This window comes from Rhodoglobus sp. GW821-FHT12B09 (assembly GCF_058809925.1).
Map to the genome: position 1 here is coordinate 259,646 of NZ_JBXATB010000002.1, position 15,346 is coordinate 274,991.

The following is a 15,346-nucleotide window of genomic DNA, read 5'->3' on the forward strand; positions in this document are numbered from 1 at the left end:
ACGTTGCGGATCCGTGAAGCAACGTTGGATTGGTTACCGGAGTGGAAACCAGGAGGAACTGTGCGTCGGAGTCGACACGACGCAGCGCGCTTGATGCCATGCCAACTCCCACAAGTTGGTCACTCAGTCAAACGCTACTTCACACGAGGCAGGGTTACGGATCCGGCTCAAAGTGACGCGAACTCTACAGTCCGTTGGGAAGATTGTACCCCCCGGTACCGACGAGTCTGTCCCCAATAGGGGGGTCGGCGTGTCGCCCGATATATCAGGCGGTGATGACCTGCGGCGAGCCCGTCGCTCCGGCTGGCATCTCGGCCGCGAGGCGGTTCGCCTCTTCGATGAGAGTCGCGACGATGTCCTCCTCCGCGACGGTCTTGATGACCTCGCCCTTGACGAAGATCTGGCCCCGCCCATTGCCGCTCGCGACGCCGAGATCAGCCTCGCGCGCCTCCCCCGGGCCGTTCACCACGCAGCCCATGACGGCCACGCGCAGGGGCACGGTCATCTTCTCCAGACCGGCGGTCACGTCATTGGCGAGCTGGTACACGTCGACCTGCGCGCGGCCGCAGCTCGGGCAGGAGACGATCTCGAGCTTGCGCTCGCGCAGGTTCAGCGACTGCAGGATCTGCAGGCCGACCTTGACCTCCTGCACGGGCGGCGCGGAGAGCGAGACGCGGATCGTGTCGCCGATGCCCTCGGAGAGCAGGATGCCGAACGCCGTCGCGCTCTTGATGGTCCCCTGGAACTCCGGGCCCGCCTCGGTCACGCCGAGGTGCAGGGGCCAGTCGCCGCGCTCGGCGAGCAGCCGGTAGGCCTTCACCATGACGATCGGGTCGTTGTGCTTGACGGAGATCTTGAAGTCGTGGAAGTCGTGCTCCTCGAACAGGCCCGCCTCCCAGACCGCGCTCTCGACGAGCGCCTCGGGGGTCGCTTTGCCGTACTTCTGCAGGATGCTCGGCTCGAGCGACCCGGCGTTGACGCCGATGCGGATGCTCACCCCCGCAGCCTTGGCGGCCTTGGCGATGGCCCCGACCTGGTCGTCGAACTTGCGGATGTTGCCGGGGTTGACCCGCACCGCGCCCACGCCGGCGTCGATCGCCGTGAAGACGTAGCGCGGCTGGAAGTGGATATCGGCGATCACCGGGATCTGGCTCTTCGCGGCGATGATGTGCAGCACGTCCGCGTCGTCCTGGTGCGGCACCGCCACGCGCACGATGTCGCAGCCCGTGGCCGTGAGCTCGGCGATCTGCTGGAGCGTCGCGTTGATGTTCGTGGTCTGCGTCGTCGTCATGGACTGGACGCTCACCTGGGAGTCGCTGCCGACTCCCACCTTGCCGACGTGGATCTGGCGGGTCTTGCGGCGGGGAGCGAGGACTTCGGGCGTCTTCGGCATACCGAGATTGATGGCTGGCACAGTCTCCAGCTTACGCGGGGCGGGCTGCCAGAGTGCTGGGCGCTACAGGATCGAGATGGGCTTGATGATGTCCGCGATCACGAGCAGGAGCGTCAGGCCGCCCAGCAGGCTCGCGACGACGAGCGTCACGGGGATCACCTTCGCGGCGTCGATCGGCATCGGCTTCTCCTTGCCGCGGATCTTCGCGAACACGCGGCGCACGCCGTCGATGAGCGCGACGACGATGTGCCCGCCGTCGAGCGGGGGAAGCGGGATCAGGTTGAACACGAAGAGCGCGATGTTCAGCCCGCCCACGAGCTGGATGAGCGACGCCGCGCGGTCGGCTACCGGCACTGAGTTGAGGCTCGTGATCTCCCCGGCGAGCCGGCCGACGCCGACGACGCCGATGAGGCCCTCCGGGTCGCGCTCCCCCGGTCCGAAGGTCTGCACCGCGAGGTCGACGACCCGCTGCGGGAGGTGCGCGATCGTGTTCACGAGGCGGCCCATGGTGTCCCCGACGAAGGGCAGGACGGCCGTGACGGGCTGCTGGCGGTTCTCGGAGGCCCAGCCGATGCCGATGAACCCGACCCTCTCCGTGGTGGGCTTGCCGGCGGCATCCAGAACCTGCTTGCCCTGGCTGTCGGTGACGTAGCGCTCCTCGAGAGCCGGAGTCACGGTGCGCTCCTCCTGCTGGCCGTCGCGCTCGATGGTGAGCGTGAGGGGCTTCTCTGCGGAGTCGCGGATGAGCGGGGTGATGTCGGCGACCTCGGCTACCGGCGTGCCGTTGACGGCGACGATGCGGTCGCCGGGCTCGAGGCCGGCCTCGTGCGCCGGGGCGTTCGGGTCGGAGGCCTCGCAGTCGGTGCGCTGCGTCGAGACCGGGACGAGGCACTGCGACACGCTGCCGATGGTGGTCGTGGACGTGGGGATGCCGAAGCCGCAGAGCACGATGCCGAAGAACAGGATCGCGAGCAGCAGGTTCATCACCGGGCCGCCGACCATGATGACCACGCGCTTGAGGATCGGCAGCTTGTAGAAGGCGCGCTCCTCCTCTTCGACAGTGTCGACGTGCACGGCGGACTTGTTGTCGTCCTGCACGAGGGTCTCGAACATGCCGGTGGTGGCGGTGCGCCCGCGCGCGCCCGCACGAGCCGGCGGGTACATGCCCGCCATCGAGATGTAGCCGCCGAGTGGCAGTGCCTTGATGCCGTACTGCGTCTCGCCGCGGCGCCAGGAGAAGATCGTCGGGCCGAAGCCGATCATGTACTGCCCGACCTTGACCCCGAAGAGCTTGGCGGGCACGAGGTGGCCGACCTCGTGGAGGCCGATCGAGATGGCGAGGCCGGCCAGGATGATCAGGATGCCGAGGATGTACAGCAGGACGGCGCTTATATCGAACACGGGCACGGCCTTACCCTAACCGCGCAGCAGCTGATCGGCCGCTGAGCGCGCCCACTGCTCCGCCTCGTAGACGGCGTCGAGGGTCATCCCCTGGGGCTGGTGCGCGTCGACGACGGTTTCGACGGTGCGGAGGATGTCGAGGTACCCGATACCGCCCGCGTGGAACGCGAGGACCGCCTGCTCGTTCGCCGCGTTGAAGACCGCGGGATAGGTGGATCCGGCCTCGCCGACGCGCTTGGCGAGCGCCACCGCCGGGAATACCGCGGTGTCGAGGGGCTCGAAGGTCCACGTGCTCGCCGTCGTCCAGTCGAGCGGCACTCCCACCCCCGCCACACGGTCGGGCCAGTCCAGGCCGAGCGAGATGGGCAGTCGCATGTCTGGCGGGCTGGCCTGCGCGAGGGTGGAGCCGTCCACGAACTCGACCATCGAGTGCACGATCGACTGCGGGTGCACGGTGACGTCGATGCGGTCGTACGGCACGTCGAAGAGCAGGTGCGCCTCGATCACCTCGAGGCCCTTGTTCACCAGGGTCGCCGAGTTGGTGGTGACCACGAGGCCCATGTCCCACGTCGGGTGCGCGAGCGCCTCGCGCGGGGTGACATCGCGCAGCGACTCGCGGGTGCGCCCTCGGAACGGCCCGCCGGACGCGGTGAGCACGAGCCTGCGGACCTCCTCGTGCGTCCCCGAGCGGAGGGCCTGCGCGATCGCGGAGTGCTCGGAGTCGACCGGGACGATCTGCCCGGGCCGCGCGCGGGAGGTGACGAGCTCGCCGCCCACGATGAGGCTCTCCTTGTTCGCGAGCGCGAGGGTGGCGCCGCTGTCCAGCGCGGCGAGGGTGGGCTCGAGGCCCACGGAGCCGGTGATGCCGTTGAGCACGACGTCGGCCGCGACATCCCGGACCAACTGGGACGCCTCGGCGGCGCCGAACGCGGTGTGCTCGACCCCGAACGCCCCGGCCTGCTGGGCGACGAGCTCGCGGTTGCTGCCCGCGGCGAGGCCCACGACCTGGAAGCGGTCGGGGTTCGCCGCGATCACGTCGAGGGCCTGCGTGCCGATCGACCCCGTGGAGCCGAGGATGATGACGCGCTTCACGGTCACGGCCTAGGAGGCGGCGATGATCTTGACCAGGAACACGAGGGTCTGGCCGCCGAGCTCGTGAGCCTCGGGGTCGGTGCCGTAGGCGTCCTCAGGCGGGATCACGACGATGACCGTCGAGCCGACCTTCTGTCCGATGAGGGCGGCCGTGAAGCCGGGCACGAAGTTGTCCACCGGGAAGGGCGGGTCGTCACGGTCGAAGCTCTGGTCGAACACCTCGCCGGTGTCCCAGCTGGTGCCGTGGTACTTGATCGTGACGCTCTGGCCGCTCTTGACCACGGCGCCGTCGCCCTCGGTGAGCACGGCCTCCATCAGGTCCTTGGGCGGGTCGGTCGCCGGGAGCTTGACAGTGGGCGTGCCGTCCGCCGCGAAGGTGACCTCGGGGACGTCCTTGGTCCACGCCTTGGGCGTCAGGGGCTGCTTGATCGCGACGACGTCAACGACGAAGACGATGTCGTCCGTGGCGCCGATGCTCAGCTGCTCGGAGCCGGCGTCGCCGAACGCGTCGGCGGGCGGGATGACGCCCACGACGCGGGAGCCGACAGTCGAGCACTCGAGGGTTTTCACGAGGCCGGGGAGCAGCTTCTTCTCGTCGACGTCGAAGTCGACGAGGGTGTCGTCGGTGTAGCCGGTGCCGTCGATATTGACGGCGGTGCCCCCGTTGAGGATCGAGAACTGCACCTGCACGGTGTCGCCGGCCTGCACGGTCTCGCCGTCGCCGTCGATCACCACGGTGCGCTCAGTGCTCTTCGCGGTGAGGCCCGGGTCGAAGATGACGATCGGGAGCTTGCCGAAGTCGCCGGTGACCTTGACGGAGTCCGACGCCGAGCCGCTCGGCGCGGGAGTGCAGTCTCCGCTGTCCGTCGTGTCGGGGGCCGGGGCGGAGCACGCGGCGAGGCTGACGGCGAGGCCGGCGGTCACCAGGATGGCGAGGCTCGACTTGCGGAGGGAACTTGCGATGCGCACGGGGCACCTTTCGTGGAGAGACGTTCCATCCTGCCGGATGAATGCTGAGTGAAGAGTGAGGGTTGGTCGGGAGATTCAGGCGAGCCGGATGACCGGCTCGTGCCGCACCGGGAAGTTGACCGACGACGCGATGAAGCACAGGGCGCTCGCCTCGGCGTGGATCTGCTCGGCGACGACCGGGTCGCCCGCGGAGATCGCGACCACGGGGCGCAGGGTCACGGAGGTGAAGTGGCCGCCCTCGCCCACCTGCTCCATGGTGCCGACCGCGTCATCCTCGTACTCGGTGACGACCACGCCGTGCTTCGTGGCGACGTGCAGGTAGCTCAGCATGTGGCACTGGGCGAGGGCGGCCAGCAGCAGCTCCTCGGGGTTCCAGCGCTCCGGAGTGCCGCGGAACGGCTTGTCGGCCGAGCCCTCGATCGGCGGGTTGCCCTCGGCGCTGATGAGGAGGTCGCGACCGTAGTCGCGGTAGCCGCTCGTGCCGGTGCCGAGGTTGCCCTGCCACTCGACGCGCACCGCATAGCTGTGATCCATGGCTCCCACCTTAAACTCATCGCATGAAGATCGAACAGCAGCGTCGCGTTCTCACCGCCATCCCCGGCCCCAAGTCGGTTGCCCTGCAGCAGCGCCGGCTCGCCTCCGTTGCCGCGGGCGTCTCCTCGGCCCTCCCGGTCTTCGTCGAGCGCGCGCACGGCGCGATCGTCGTCGACGTCGACGGCAACCAGTTCATCGACCTCGGCTCGGGCATCGGCGTCATGACCATCGGGCACACCGACGAGGCGGTCGTGGCCGCGGCGGCGGCGCAGCTCGAGGAGCTCACCCACGCGATGTTCACGATCACGCCGTACGAGCCGTACGTGCGCGTCGCGGAGCTGCTCGCCGAGCACACGCCGGGCAGCTGGGCGAAGAAGACCGTGCTGCTCAACTCGGGCGCCGAGGCCGTCGAGAACGCCGTCAAGATCGCCCGCCACTACACCGGCCGCGCCGGCGTCGCCGTGCTCGACCACGCGTACCACGGCCGCACCAACCTCACGATGGCCATGACCTTCAAGGCGATGCCCTACAAGACCGGCTTCGGGCCGCTGGCCCCCTCGGTGTTCCACGCGCCGGGCTCCTACCCGTTCCGCGACGGCCTGAGCGGTCGGGATGCCGCGGCCCGCACGATCACCTACCTCGAGAAGTCGATCGGCGCCTCCGACCTGGCCTGCGTCGTGGCGGAGCCGATCCAGGGCGAGGGCGGGTTCGTCGTCCCCGCGGAGGGCTATCTCGCCGCGCTGCAGGAGTGGTGCACGGCGAACGGCGTCGTGTTCGTCGCCGACGAGATCCAGAGCGGGATGGCTCGCACCGGCCGGTACTACGCGAGTGAGCACTTCGGCGTCGAGCCGGACCTCGTGCTCTCGGCCAAGGGGATCGCGGGCGGCCTGCCCATCGCGGCCGTCACCGGCCGCGCCGAGATCATGGATGCCCCGCACGCGGGCGGCCTCGGCGGCACGTTCGCCGGCAACCCGGTCGCCGCGGCCGCGGCGATCGCGGTGTTCGGGGAGATCGAGCGCCGCGGCCTGCTGGCCGAGGCGGGGCGCATCGAGGGCATCCTCAAGCCCGCGCTGCTCGAGCTGCAGTCGCAGTACCCCGTGATCGGGGATGTGCGCGGCATCGGGGCCATGCTCGCGATCGAGCTCGTCCAGCCCGGCACGAAGGACCCGAACCCCGCGGCCGTCGCCGCGATCACGGCGTTCGCCGCTCAGCACGGCGTGCTGCTGCTGTCAGCGGGGACGTTCGGCAACGTCATCCGGTTCCTGCCGTCGCTCGCGATCAGCGACGAGCTGCTGCGCGAGGCGATCGGCGTGCTGGGCGAGGCGTTCGCGGCGCTCTGAGTCCCCCAAGTGAAACGATCCACTCGTCAAAAGCCGTCCCTCATGGTCCAACGAAGCGTGGCTTTTGACGAGTGGATCGTTTCACGCGGTGCCGGGGTGGGCTAGGCGGTCAGGATCACCTTTCCGCCCGCGTGGCCGCCGATCACGAGCCGGTAGCCCTCGCGGGCCTCGGCGAGGGGCAGGGTCGTCGCGACCGGTACGGTGATCTCGCCCCGTGCGGCCAGGCCGGAGAGGGTGGTCCGGGCGGCGGCCCGGAGTGCGGAGCCCGAGTCGGCTCCCGGACCCGCGCCGATCGCCTTCGCGCCCGCCGCCAGGGCCGGGCCGAAGTTCACGATCGTCACGAAGCGCTCCGGCTCGACGAGCTGGAGCGACACCTCGAGCGCCTCGTCGGTGCCGACGGTGTCGATCGCCGCGGTCACGCCCCCGGGTGCGGCCGCGCGGACACGGTCTGCCAGTCCCGCGCCGTAGGCCACCGGCAGGATTCCTGCCGCGCTCAGCGCCGCGTGGCGGCCCGGCGCGGCGGTGCCGACGACGCTGGCCCCGCGGAGCGCCGCGAGCTGCGCGACGAGACTGCCCACGCTCCCGGCCACGCCGTGGACGAGGACGGTATCCCCCTCGCCCACCCCGACGGCCTCGAGGGCGTGCACCGCGGTGGTACCGACGGAGAGGAGCCCTGCGGCCTCCTCGAACGAGAGGTTCTCGGGCTTGCGCAGCAGCGCGTCGGCACGCACCGTCAACTCGGCCGCCTGCGCGCCCGGCAGGCGGGTGCCGTAGACCTCGTCGCCCACGGAGAGCGGCTCGCCCTCGAGTCCCACGGCGTCCGGGCCCACGGCGACGACGACTCCCGCGGCCTCGCTGCCGAGGCGGCGCGGCAGGGTCGAGGCATCCGTGCCCAGGGCCCCGGCGGCGATCTTCGCGTCGAACGGGTTGATCGCGGCCGCGCGCACGGCGATGGTCACCTCGCCCGCGCCGGGCTCGCGCCCGTCGACGGCGATCACGTCGATGACGTCGGCGGTGGTTCCGTATTCAGTGGCGACGACGGCAGCGGGCATGGGCTTCTCCTCGGTTCGTGTTGCAGGATCAACCCTGCCGCACGCCCGGCCATTCCGCCGCCCTAGTCCGTCTCGACGACCGCCACGTCGTTGCCGGTGTGGATCTCGTCGTCGACCCCGGCGAGCTGCTGCACGAGGCGGCCGCTCGCGGTGCTCGGGATGTCGACGATCGCCTTGTCGGTCTCGACCCGGAGGAGCACCTGCCCCTCCGCCACGGTCTCGCCGACAGCGACCATCCACTCGACGACGTAGGAGTCGTCGATGGCCTCGGATACTCGTGGCATAACCACGCGCGCCTCGCTCATGAGCCTGCCTTTCGGGTACTGGGCGTCCAGATGTTGTTGAACATGTCGGTGACTGCCGGATCGGGCAGCTGCTGCACGGTCTCGATGACGGCATCGAGTGCGGCGCCCACCGAGGCCTCGAGCTCGGCGAGCTGCTCCGGCGCAGCGCCCTCGGCGACGAGGGCCTCCCGCGCGAGCTTCACCGGGTCGCGCTCGAGCCAGTACTCGAGCTCCCCCGCCGGTCGGTAGGGCGCCGTGTCCGCCCGCGAGTGGCCGGCGAACCGGTAGGTCTTCGCCTCGACGAGCGTCGGGCCGCCGCCGGTGCGGGCACGCTCGACGGCCCTGGCGATCGCACCACGGGCCGCCGTGACATCCATGCCGTCGACGACCTCCGCGGGCATCGCGTAGGACGCGGCGCGCAGGTGCAGGTCTTCGATGGGCGTGGTCAGGTTGATGCGGCTGTACTCGCCGTACACGTTGTTGTCGCAGAGGAAGACGACCGGCAGCTTCCAGATCGCAGCGAGGTTGAGCGCCTCGTGGAACGCGCCGATATTGGTCGCGCCGTCGCCGAACACCGCCACGGCCACGCGGTCCTCCGCGCGGTACTGGAAGGCGAGCGCCGCGCCGGCCGCCACCGGCAGGCCCGCGCCCACGATGGCGAAGGTGGGCAGCAGGCCGATGTCGTCGTCGCTGACGTGCATCGAGCCCCCGAGGCCGCCCGTCGAGCCCTCCGACTTGCCCATGATCTCGGCGAGCACCGCGCGGGGGCTCATCCCGAGGGCGAGGGCCATGGCGTGGCCCCGGTAGGTCGCGGTCACGAGGTCCGTGGGGCGCAGCTCCGCGGCCAGGCTCACGGCGAGCGCCTCCTGCCCCATGGCCAGGTGGGTGGTGCCGTGGATGGCGCCGGTCGCGAAGAGCGCATTGAGGCGCTCCTCGAACCCGCGGATCTCCATCATGCGCTCGAGGCGCGCCATCGCGTCGTCGGCGAGCACGCGCCGGCGCTCGACCGAGGTGCGCGAGGTGGACAGTGCGGTAGTGGTCACTTGCTCAACCCTTCGAGGACCCACCAGGGGGCGGGGACGGTGCCGGTGGACTGGTACTCGCCGAGCTGGCGGGCGATCTCGGCCGGCTGCGGCAGGTACCGGCTCTCCAGCGCCTTGCTGTAGGGCACGGGGACGTTCGGCGTGGTGATGCGGAACGGCGCTGCAGACAGGCTCGAGAACAGCTCTCGCGTGACGGCCGCCACGATCTCGCTGCCCCAGCCGCCGGACTCGGGCGCCTCCTCGACGACGACCAGCCGGTGCGTCTTGGCCACCGACTCGAGGACCGTCTCGCGGTCCCAGGGGGCGAGGGTGATGAGGTCGACGACCTCAGCGTCGATGCCGGACGCCTCGACGGCCTCGAGCACGGCCGTGCGCATCTGGCCCATCGTGACGATGGTGACGGCACTGCCCTTCCGGACGACTTCGGCCCGGCCGAGCTGCACCAGGCCGGCAGCACCTCGCTGTACCTCGCCGCGGACCGCGTAGAGGTTCCTGGGCTCCAGCACCATCGTCGGGCCGGGAGACTGGATGGCCGCCCGCAGGATGCCGTAGGCGTTCTGCGGGGTGCTCATGGTCACGACGGTCAGGCCGGGGGTGGCCGTGACCCAGTTCTCGAGGGTCTGGCTGTGCTGCGAGCCGAACCCGGTGCCGCTGCCGACCGAGGCCCGCACCGTGAGCGGCACGGAGACCGCGCCCTTGCTGAGGTAGTGCATCTTCGCGGCGCCCGTCACGAGCTGGTCGAGGGCGACCCCGAGGAACTCCATGAACATGATCTCGATGACCGGCCGGATGCCCGCGATGGCCGCGCCGACGCCCGCGCCGGTGAACGCCATCTCCGAGATCGGGGTGTCTCGCACGCGGTTGGGCCCGAACTTCTCGAGCAGCCCCTCGGAGGTCTTGAAGGGGCCGCCGGCGACCGCGATGTCCTCCCCCATCAGCATCACGCTCGGGTCGGAATCCATCTCGTCTTCGAGCGCGGCGACTATCGCCTGCCGGAAGCGCATCTGAGTGACCACATCGTCCCTTTCGTTACTGGAATCGTTTCGAGGATATGCCCCGGCCCGGGGTGCGTCAACTGATCGGCGCTCCTGCCGTTGACCCGGCGGCGACGAGGTGGCTAGAGTTCTGGAAACGATTCGAGGACGAAGGTCCTCCAGGCGACGGGAGCCGGTGGCGTGATCGAGGTCGCGATACTCGGGAGCGGCCAGCTCGCCCGGGGCGTCGCTCGGCAGCTCGCCCTCCGCGCAGACATCCGGGTGGCCGGGCCCACTCCCCGGTCCCGGATCCCGGAGGCCGCGGCATCCGGAGCGCACGTGGTCGTCGTGGCCACCACGACGCTGCTGGCGGACGTCGCCGACGACATCGAGGCCGCGGTCCGCGCCGGATCCAACGTGATCGTGTCGGCCGAGGAGTGCGCCTATCCCTGGGCGGTCGACAGCATCCTCGCCGATCGGCTGCACTCGCTCGCCCTCGAGCGCGGCGTGACCGTGCTCGGCTGCGGCCTCAACCCCGGCTTCGTGTTCGACGCCCTCGTGCTCACCCTGCTCGGCGCCGTGGAGTCGCCCACCGCGATCGCCGTCGAGCGCACGGTCGACGTCTCCGGGTTCGGCCCGGCGGTGCGGGCGCGCCTCGGTCTCGGCGTCTCGGCGTCGGACTTCGCGGCAGGCATCGAGAGCGCGAGCATCCTGGGCCATGCCGGGTTCCCCCAGTCGATGTCGATCGTCGCCGCGGCCCTGGGGGTGGGCATCGATCACATCGCCACGAGCATCGAGCCGCTGACGCATGCCGGACTCACCGTCGGCTTCGTGCAGGAGTACACGGCCGTGGTGGCGGGCGAGGACTGGTTCCGCGCCCGCTTCGTCGGCCACCTCACTCCCGCCTCGGCCGGGCTCGTGGTGCGCGACACCATCGCGGTCTCCTCGTCGTCGGGAGCGCCCTTGACGTGCACGATCGACCCCGGCATCAGCTCGCAGTCGGGCTCGCAGTCCCTCATCGCCAACTCGGTGGACCGTGTCATCGCCGCGCCGCCGGGGTGGCTCACCGTCGCCGACCTCGAGCCGGCGCACCCGCGCCTCCGCCTCCGCCTCAATCCACCGACAAGATAGGCACCCATGTCCACGATCACCGCAGTAGACGTCTTCCCCGTGCAGTACCCGGAGCCCAACGACTCCGGCGCACTGCGCTGCCTCACCTTCGTGCGCATCCGCAGCTCGGACGGCGTCGAGGGCTGGGGCGAGGCGGTGACGATGTTCCCCGGCGCCACCGCCGCGACCGCGATCATGGTCGAGTCCGTGCGCGAGCTCCTGGTCGGCCGCGACCCGCTCGCGAACGTCGCCCTCTGGCACGAGCTGCAGAACGAGGCCTGGTGGTACGGCCACCGCGGCGGCATCTTCTCGTTCGCGCTGTCGGCCATCGACATCGCCCTGTGGGACCTCAAGGCCCGCCTGGCCGGGCTGCCGCTCGTCGACCTCCTGGGCGGCGCGCGGGTCCCCTCGCTGCCCACCATCGCCTCCACTCACGCCTTCGACCCGTCGCTCGAGGTCGAGGCCGAGCGCCACGGCCGGTACGTCACCGAGAGCGGGTTCAAGGGCTTCAAGATCGGCATGGGCAAGCGGGGCGACACCCACATCGGCTACGAGGTCGATCGCGACATCGAGTTCATGCGGCTGCTGCGCGAGGCCGCCGGGCCCGACGCGATGATCATGCTCGACCGGGGAAAGAAGATCACCTGGACCCTGGATGACGCGATCGCCCGCGTCCGCGGCTTCGAGCAGTACGGGCTGAAGTGGATCGAGGAGCCGTTCGAGCCCGACCACTCGGACGAGCTGAGGGCGCTGCGGCAGCAGGTCGGGTGCCTCATCGCCGGGGGCGAGCGGGAGTGGGACGTGCACGGCTACGAGAACGCCCTCGCCGACGGGATGATCGACGTCGTCGGCTGCGACGTGGGCCGGGCAGGCGGCGTCACCGGCGCGCTCCGGGTGCTCTCCGTCGTCGAGCGCGAGCACCGCTGGTTCAACTCGCACGCCTGGTCGAGTGCCGTCAACACTGCCGTCTCGATCGCCCTCTCGGCGACGAGCGACCGGGTGCTGCTGCAGGAGCTCAAGCCGGACCCCAACCCCATGCAGGACGAGCTGGTCGCCGAGCCGATCCGCGCCGTCGACGGGATGGTCGCGGTGCCCCGCGGCCCGGGCATCGGCGTGGTGCCCGAGCTCGCCGTCCTCCAGCACTACGCGCTCTCATGACGGCCGCGCTGCTCGGTGCGGGGCTCGAGGGCGCGGGTGTGATCGTCACCGGCGCCGCGGGCGGTATCGGCGGGGCGACGGCCCGCGCCCTGGCGGAGGCCGGGGCCCAGGTCTGCGCCGTCGACCTCCCCGGCCCCGCGCTGGACGAGGCCGTGGCATCCCTGCCCGGTCGCGACGACCATGTCCCGCTGCCCCTCGACCTCGCGGACACTGGCACGCTCGACGCCGCGGTACGGCAGGCCGCGGGGCGTCTCGAGAGCCTCTGGGGGCTGGTGCACGCCGCGGCGTTCCTACGGCGGCAGGCGCCGGCGGACGTGACGGAGGAGACCTGGGATGCCCAGCTCGACGTGAACCTCAAGGCGACGTTCTGGCTCAACCGGGCGGTGGGCGAACTGCTGACCGCCGGCGGCAGGGGCGGCCGGATCATCAACTTCACCTCCGCCGCGTGGATGACCGGGCCGATGATCGACAGCGACGTCTACGCGGCGTCGAAGGGCGGCGTGGTGACGATGACGAAGGGGTTCGCGCGCCGCCTGGGCCCGGCGGGAATCACCGTCAACGCGATCTCGCCGGGGCAGATCGCCACGGCCATGCAGCACAAGGAGAACACCCCCGAGGCGATGGCCGCGGTGGTCGCGAACTGCCCGCTCGAGCGGATGGGGACGGCCGAGGAGGTCGCGGCGGTCGCCGTGTTCCTCGCCTCGACGCACGCGAGTTTTGTCTCGGGGGCGACCGTCAACGTCTCCGGCGGACTGCTGATGTACTAATTCCTAGAATCCTTTCCAGTAATCATTGCAGCCCGCGCGCCCAGGCACTATCGTCGCTCCCATGACAGACACGATGGGGTTCTCTGACATCCTGCAGCGGCGGGTGCGACTGGGCAGCTGGCAAGACCAGAAGGTCGCCACCTACGACCTGATCCTCGACGCGCTCGCCTCCGAGGACTGGTCGAACGCCGCCGAGCTCGCCTCCTACTTCGTCGACGAGGCAGCGGTGTGCTGGCAGCTCTACCGGCAGTGGCTCGCCGATCTGGAGGGCTTCCTGCGGGACGAGGGCACGTCGGCCGAGGACCTCGAGCGGATCCGCCAGACCCTCATCGACCTCACCCCGCTGCCGGACGGCTCGCAGTTCAACACCTTCGCGATGTGGGAGAAGTTCAAGGAGCTCATCGCCTCGGTAGTCGCCTCCGCCGAGGCGCACGACGCGGCGAGGGCCTCCGAGCTGATGGCCGAGGCCAAGGAGGTCTGGCGGCAGACCCACGACCGCGACGTCGACAAGACCTACTTCTACATGAGCGAGACCGCCCGCCGGTACGGCGACGACGCGATCCCGCGGATGTACGAGCGCGTCCTCGTGCCGCTGTTCGCGTGGCGCTACGAGAAGTTCGACATCGACAAGCACCCGTGGGACGAGGGCCTCGAGACCCTCATGTACGTCTCGTGCGAGGCGATGCGCGGCCACCTGAGCGGCCCGGAGCGCAACGGCGACTTCGAGCTGGAGGAACTTGCCGACCGCTTCATCCTCAAGTTCGACGCGTGCGGATCGGGAGGCCGCACTCTGCGCGGGGACTGGATCGAGGGCACCCCGGCGCGCATGGAGGCGCCGTACAACTTCCGCGTCTCCGAGGAGGAGCGCGACTGGAACCACTACCAGAAGGGCGTCTGCCTGTACTGCGCCCACTGCGTGATCCTCATGGAGCACATGCCCATGGACCGGTTCGGCTACCCGGTGCGCGTCGTCGACCCGCCCATCTACCCGGACACGAACAAGGACCCGGCGGTGCGGCAGAAGTGCCAGTGGACGATGTTCAAGGACCCGACGACGGTTCCCGAGGAGATGTACACGCGCAGCGGGCGCACGAAGCCCACCGAGTTCGGCTCGCGGGCGCACAACGTCGTCGACCTGCCGGACCCGACGGTCTTCGGGATGCCCGGCAGCGGATGACCGCCCTCCCGACCAGTGGCGCCGCGGTGGTCATGCCGTCCGGCGGCGCTGCACTCCAGTACGTCCAGCGACCGGTGGACTCCCCCGCCGTCGGCGAGGCGCTCATCCGCATTGAGGCCTGCGGCGTGTGCGGGTCGGACGCCTTCCTGCAGGACGGCGGGTTCGGCCCCGGCTCGCTGCCGCGCGTGCCCGGCCACGAGGCCGCCGGAGTCGTGATCGCGGTCGGCGACGAGGCGGACGCCGAGTGGGTGGGCCGCCAGGTCGCCCTGTACTACATCGAGGGCCCCGATGACTCGGTGTGGGAGCAGCGCGGCCACGAGAACATCGGGCCGGGCATCCGGCGCATGGGCGTCGACGTGGACGGCGCGTTCGCGCAGTACGTGGTGCGGCGCATCCGGACTCTTATCCACGTCGACCCGCCGATGGACCCGGCGTCGGTCGCTGTCGCCACCGACGCGCTCGCCACCCCGTACCACGCGCTCACGGCCGTGGCCGGCCTCGCGGCCGGCGAGACGCTCGCCGTCGTGGGCCTGGGCGGGATCGGCAGCAACGCCGTGCAGATCGGCCGGCACCTGGGGGCGACCGTGGTCGCCGTGGGCCGCGGCGAGGCCAAGCTCGCCCAGGCGCGCGAGCTCGGCGCGGCGGTCGCCGTTCACTCCGCCGACGGGCCCGGGGCGATCATCGCGGCGGCCGGCGGGCAGATCGACGTCGTACTGCAGTGCGTCGGGGAGAACACCGCGATGGACAGGCTCGCCATCGATATCGCCGGATTCCGGGGGCGCGTGGTGTTCGTCGCCGTGTCGCAGGAGGAGTTCCCGGTCCGAGCCACCGAGCTGATCTGGCGGGAGCTGTCGCTCAAGGGCAGCCGCGGGTTCACGCGGCAGGACATCGCCGAGGTGCTCGCGCTCGTGGCATCCGGCGCTCTCACCACCGAGCACCTGACGAAGAACCGCAGGCCGCTGCGCGAGGCCGCCGAGGCGATCGCCGACCTGCGCGCCGGCGCGGTGCTGCGCACGGTACTGACGATGGACTACCTGAACGAAGGAGACTGA

General features: G+C 70.5%; 15 protein-coding genes. 6 read left to right on the plus strand and 9 right to left on the minus strand.

Features of this window, described 5'->3' with window-relative positions; genetic code table 11:
- Window positions 1-265 precede the first annotated feature (265 nt).
- The 5 genes from ispG to AC1RTC_RS05805 all read right to left on the minus strand — a co-directional run bounded on the left by ispG (window position 266) and on the right by AC1RTC_RS05805 (window position 5,389).
- A complete protein-coding gene (ispG, locus tag AC1RTC_RS05785) occupies window positions 266-1,414 on the minus strand; it encodes a flavodoxin-dependent (E)-4-hydroxy-3-methylbut-2-enyl-diphosphate synthase (RefSeq protein WP_493154522.1) in 1,149 nt (382 codons plus the stop codon).
- A 42-nt stretch (window positions 1,415-1,456) separates the two neighbouring features.
- Window positions 1,457-2,800: a M50 family metallopeptidase gene (locus AC1RTC_RS05790; protein ID WP_493154523.1), complete on the minus strand. Its 1,344-nt coding sequence runs from the start codon at window positions 2,798-2,800 to the stop codon at window positions 1,457-1,459.
- A 9-nt stretch (window positions 2,801-2,809) separates the two neighbouring features.
- On the minus strand, window positions 2,810-3,886 hold the full coding sequence (locus AC1RTC_RS05795) for a 1-deoxy-D-xylulose-5-phosphate reductoisomerase (RefSeq protein ID WP_493154524.1): 1,077 nt from the start codon (window positions 3,884-3,886) through the stop codon (window positions 2,810-2,812).
- A gap of 9 nt (window positions 3,887-3,895) precedes the next feature.
- On the minus strand, window positions 3,896-4,855 hold the full coding sequence (locus AC1RTC_RS05800) for an FKBP-type peptidyl-prolyl cis-trans isomerase (RefSeq protein WP_493154525.1): 960 nt from the start codon (window positions 4,853-4,855) through the stop codon (window positions 3,896-3,898).
- Window positions 4,856-4,930: 75 nt separating this feature from the next.
- Window positions 4,931-5,389, minus strand: a complete 459-nt coding sequence (locus tag AC1RTC_RS05805; RefSeq protein ID WP_493154526.1) for an OsmC family protein — start codon at window positions 5,387-5,389, stop codon at window positions 4,931-4,933.
- A 23-nt stretch (window positions 5,390-5,412) separates the two neighbouring features.
- Here AC1RTC_RS05805 and gabT point away from each other — a divergent pair, with 23 nt between their 5' ends.
- Window positions 5,413-6,729, plus strand: a complete 1,317-nt coding sequence (gene gabT / locus AC1RTC_RS05810) for a 4-aminobutyrate--2-oxoglutarate transaminase (protein WP_493154527.1) — start codon at window positions 5,413-5,415, stop codon at window positions 6,727-6,729.
- Between the two features lie 101 nt (window positions 6,730-6,830).
- Here the strand turns inward: gabT and AC1RTC_RS05815 are convergent, their stop codons facing one another.
- From AC1RTC_RS05815 to AC1RTC_RS05830, 4 genes are all read right to left on the minus strand, one after another.
- Window positions 6,831-7,781 (minus strand): NADP-dependent oxidoreductase, encoded by a 951-nt coding sequence (locus tag AC1RTC_RS05815; RefSeq protein WP_493154528.1) that lies wholly within the window; start codon window positions 7,779-7,781, stop codon window positions 6,831-6,833.
- A 62-nt stretch (window positions 7,782-7,843) separates the two neighbouring features.
- Entirely contained in the window at window positions 7,844-8,086 is a 243-nt protein-coding gene (locus AC1RTC_RS05820) for a lipoyl domain-containing protein (protein WP_493154529.1), read from the minus strand.
- Complete coding sequence (locus tag AC1RTC_RS05825; RefSeq protein WP_493154530.1) at window positions 8,083-9,108, minus strand: thiamine pyrophosphate-dependent dehydrogenase E1 component subunit alpha; 1,026 nt, start codon at window positions 9,106-9,108, stop codon at window positions 8,083-8,085. The genes AC1RTC_RS05820 and AC1RTC_RS05825 overlap by 4 nt, the downstream gene beginning before the upstream one ends.
- Window positions 9,105-10,124, minus strand: a complete 1,020-nt coding sequence (locus AC1RTC_RS05830; protein ID WP_493154531.1) for an alpha-ketoacid dehydrogenase subunit beta — start codon at window positions 10,122-10,124, stop codon at window positions 9,105-9,107. The genes AC1RTC_RS05825 and AC1RTC_RS05830 overlap by 4 nt, the downstream gene beginning before the upstream one ends.
- A gap of 159 nt (window positions 10,125-10,283) precedes the next feature.
- Here AC1RTC_RS05830 and AC1RTC_RS05835 point away from each other — a divergent pair, with 159 nt between their 5' ends.
- The 5 genes from AC1RTC_RS05835 to AC1RTC_RS05855 all read left to right on the plus strand — a co-directional run bounded on the left by AC1RTC_RS05835 (window position 10,284) and on the right by AC1RTC_RS05855 (window position 15,346).
- Window positions 10,284-11,213 carry a hypothetical protein gene (locus AC1RTC_RS05835; RefSeq protein WP_493154532.1) on the plus strand — a complete coding sequence of 310 codons (930 nt, stop codon included), beginning with the start codon at window positions 10,284-10,286 and terminating at the stop codon, window positions 11,211-11,213.
- A 6-nt stretch (window positions 11,214-11,219) separates the two neighbouring features.
- Window positions 11,220-12,350 (plus strand): mandelate racemase/muconate lactonizing enzyme family protein, encoded by a 1,131-nt coding sequence (locus tag AC1RTC_RS05840; RefSeq protein ID WP_493154533.1) that lies wholly within the window; start codon window positions 11,220-11,222, stop codon window positions 12,348-12,350.
- The gene (locus AC1RTC_RS05845) at window positions 12,347-13,117 is read left to right on the plus strand and encodes an SDR family NAD(P)-dependent oxidoreductase (RefSeq protein WP_493154534.1); all 771 of its coding nucleotides are present in this window, start codon (window positions 12,347-12,349) and stop codon (window positions 13,115-13,117) included. Before AC1RTC_RS05840 ends, AC1RTC_RS05845 begins: the two co-directional genes overlap by 4 nt.
- A gap of 61 nt (window positions 13,118-13,178) precedes the next feature.
- On the plus strand, window positions 13,179-14,294 hold the full coding sequence (locus tag AC1RTC_RS05850) for a hypothetical protein (protein ID WP_493154535.1): 1,116 nt from the start codon (window positions 13,179-13,181) through the stop codon (window positions 14,292-14,294).
- Window positions 14,291-15,346 carry an alcohol dehydrogenase catalytic domain-containing protein gene (locus tag AC1RTC_RS05855; protein WP_493154536.1) on the plus strand — a complete coding sequence of 352 codons (1,056 nt, stop codon included), beginning with the start codon at window positions 14,291-14,293 and terminating at the stop codon, window positions 15,344-15,346. Before AC1RTC_RS05850 ends, AC1RTC_RS05855 begins: the two co-directional genes overlap by 4 nt.

Coding starts and splice junctions, on each gene's coding strand:
- AC1RTC_RS05845 (WP_493154534.1), top strand. CDS start 12,347: ATGACGGCCGCGCTGCTCGGTGCGGGGCTCGAGGGCGCGGGTGTGATC.
- gabT (WP_493154527.1), top strand. CDS start 5,413: ATGAAGATCGAACAGCAGCGTCGCGTTCTCACCGCCATCCCCGGCCCC.
- AC1RTC_RS05805 (WP_493154526.1), bottom strand. CDS start 5,389: ATGGATCACAGCTATGCGGTGCGCGTCGAGTGGCAGGGCAACCTCGGC.
- AC1RTC_RS05840 (WP_493154533.1), top strand. CDS start 11,220: ATGTCCACGATCACCGCAGTAGACGTCTTCCCCGTGCAGTACCCGGAG.
- AC1RTC_RS05855 (WP_493154536.1), top strand. CDS start 14,291: ATGACCGCCCTCCCGACCAGTGGCGCCGCGGTGGTCATGCCGTCCGGC.
- AC1RTC_RS05820 (WP_493154529.1), bottom strand. CDS start 8,086: ATGAGCGAGGCGCGCGTGGTTATGCCACGAGTATCCGAGGCCATCGAC.
- AC1RTC_RS05850 (WP_493154535.1), top strand. CDS start 13,179: ATGACAGACACGATGGGGTTCTCTGACATCCTGCAGCGGCGGGTGCGA.
- AC1RTC_RS05815 (WP_493154528.1), bottom strand. CDS start 7,781: ATGCCCGCTGCCGTCGTCGCCACTGAATACGGAACCACCGCCGACGTC.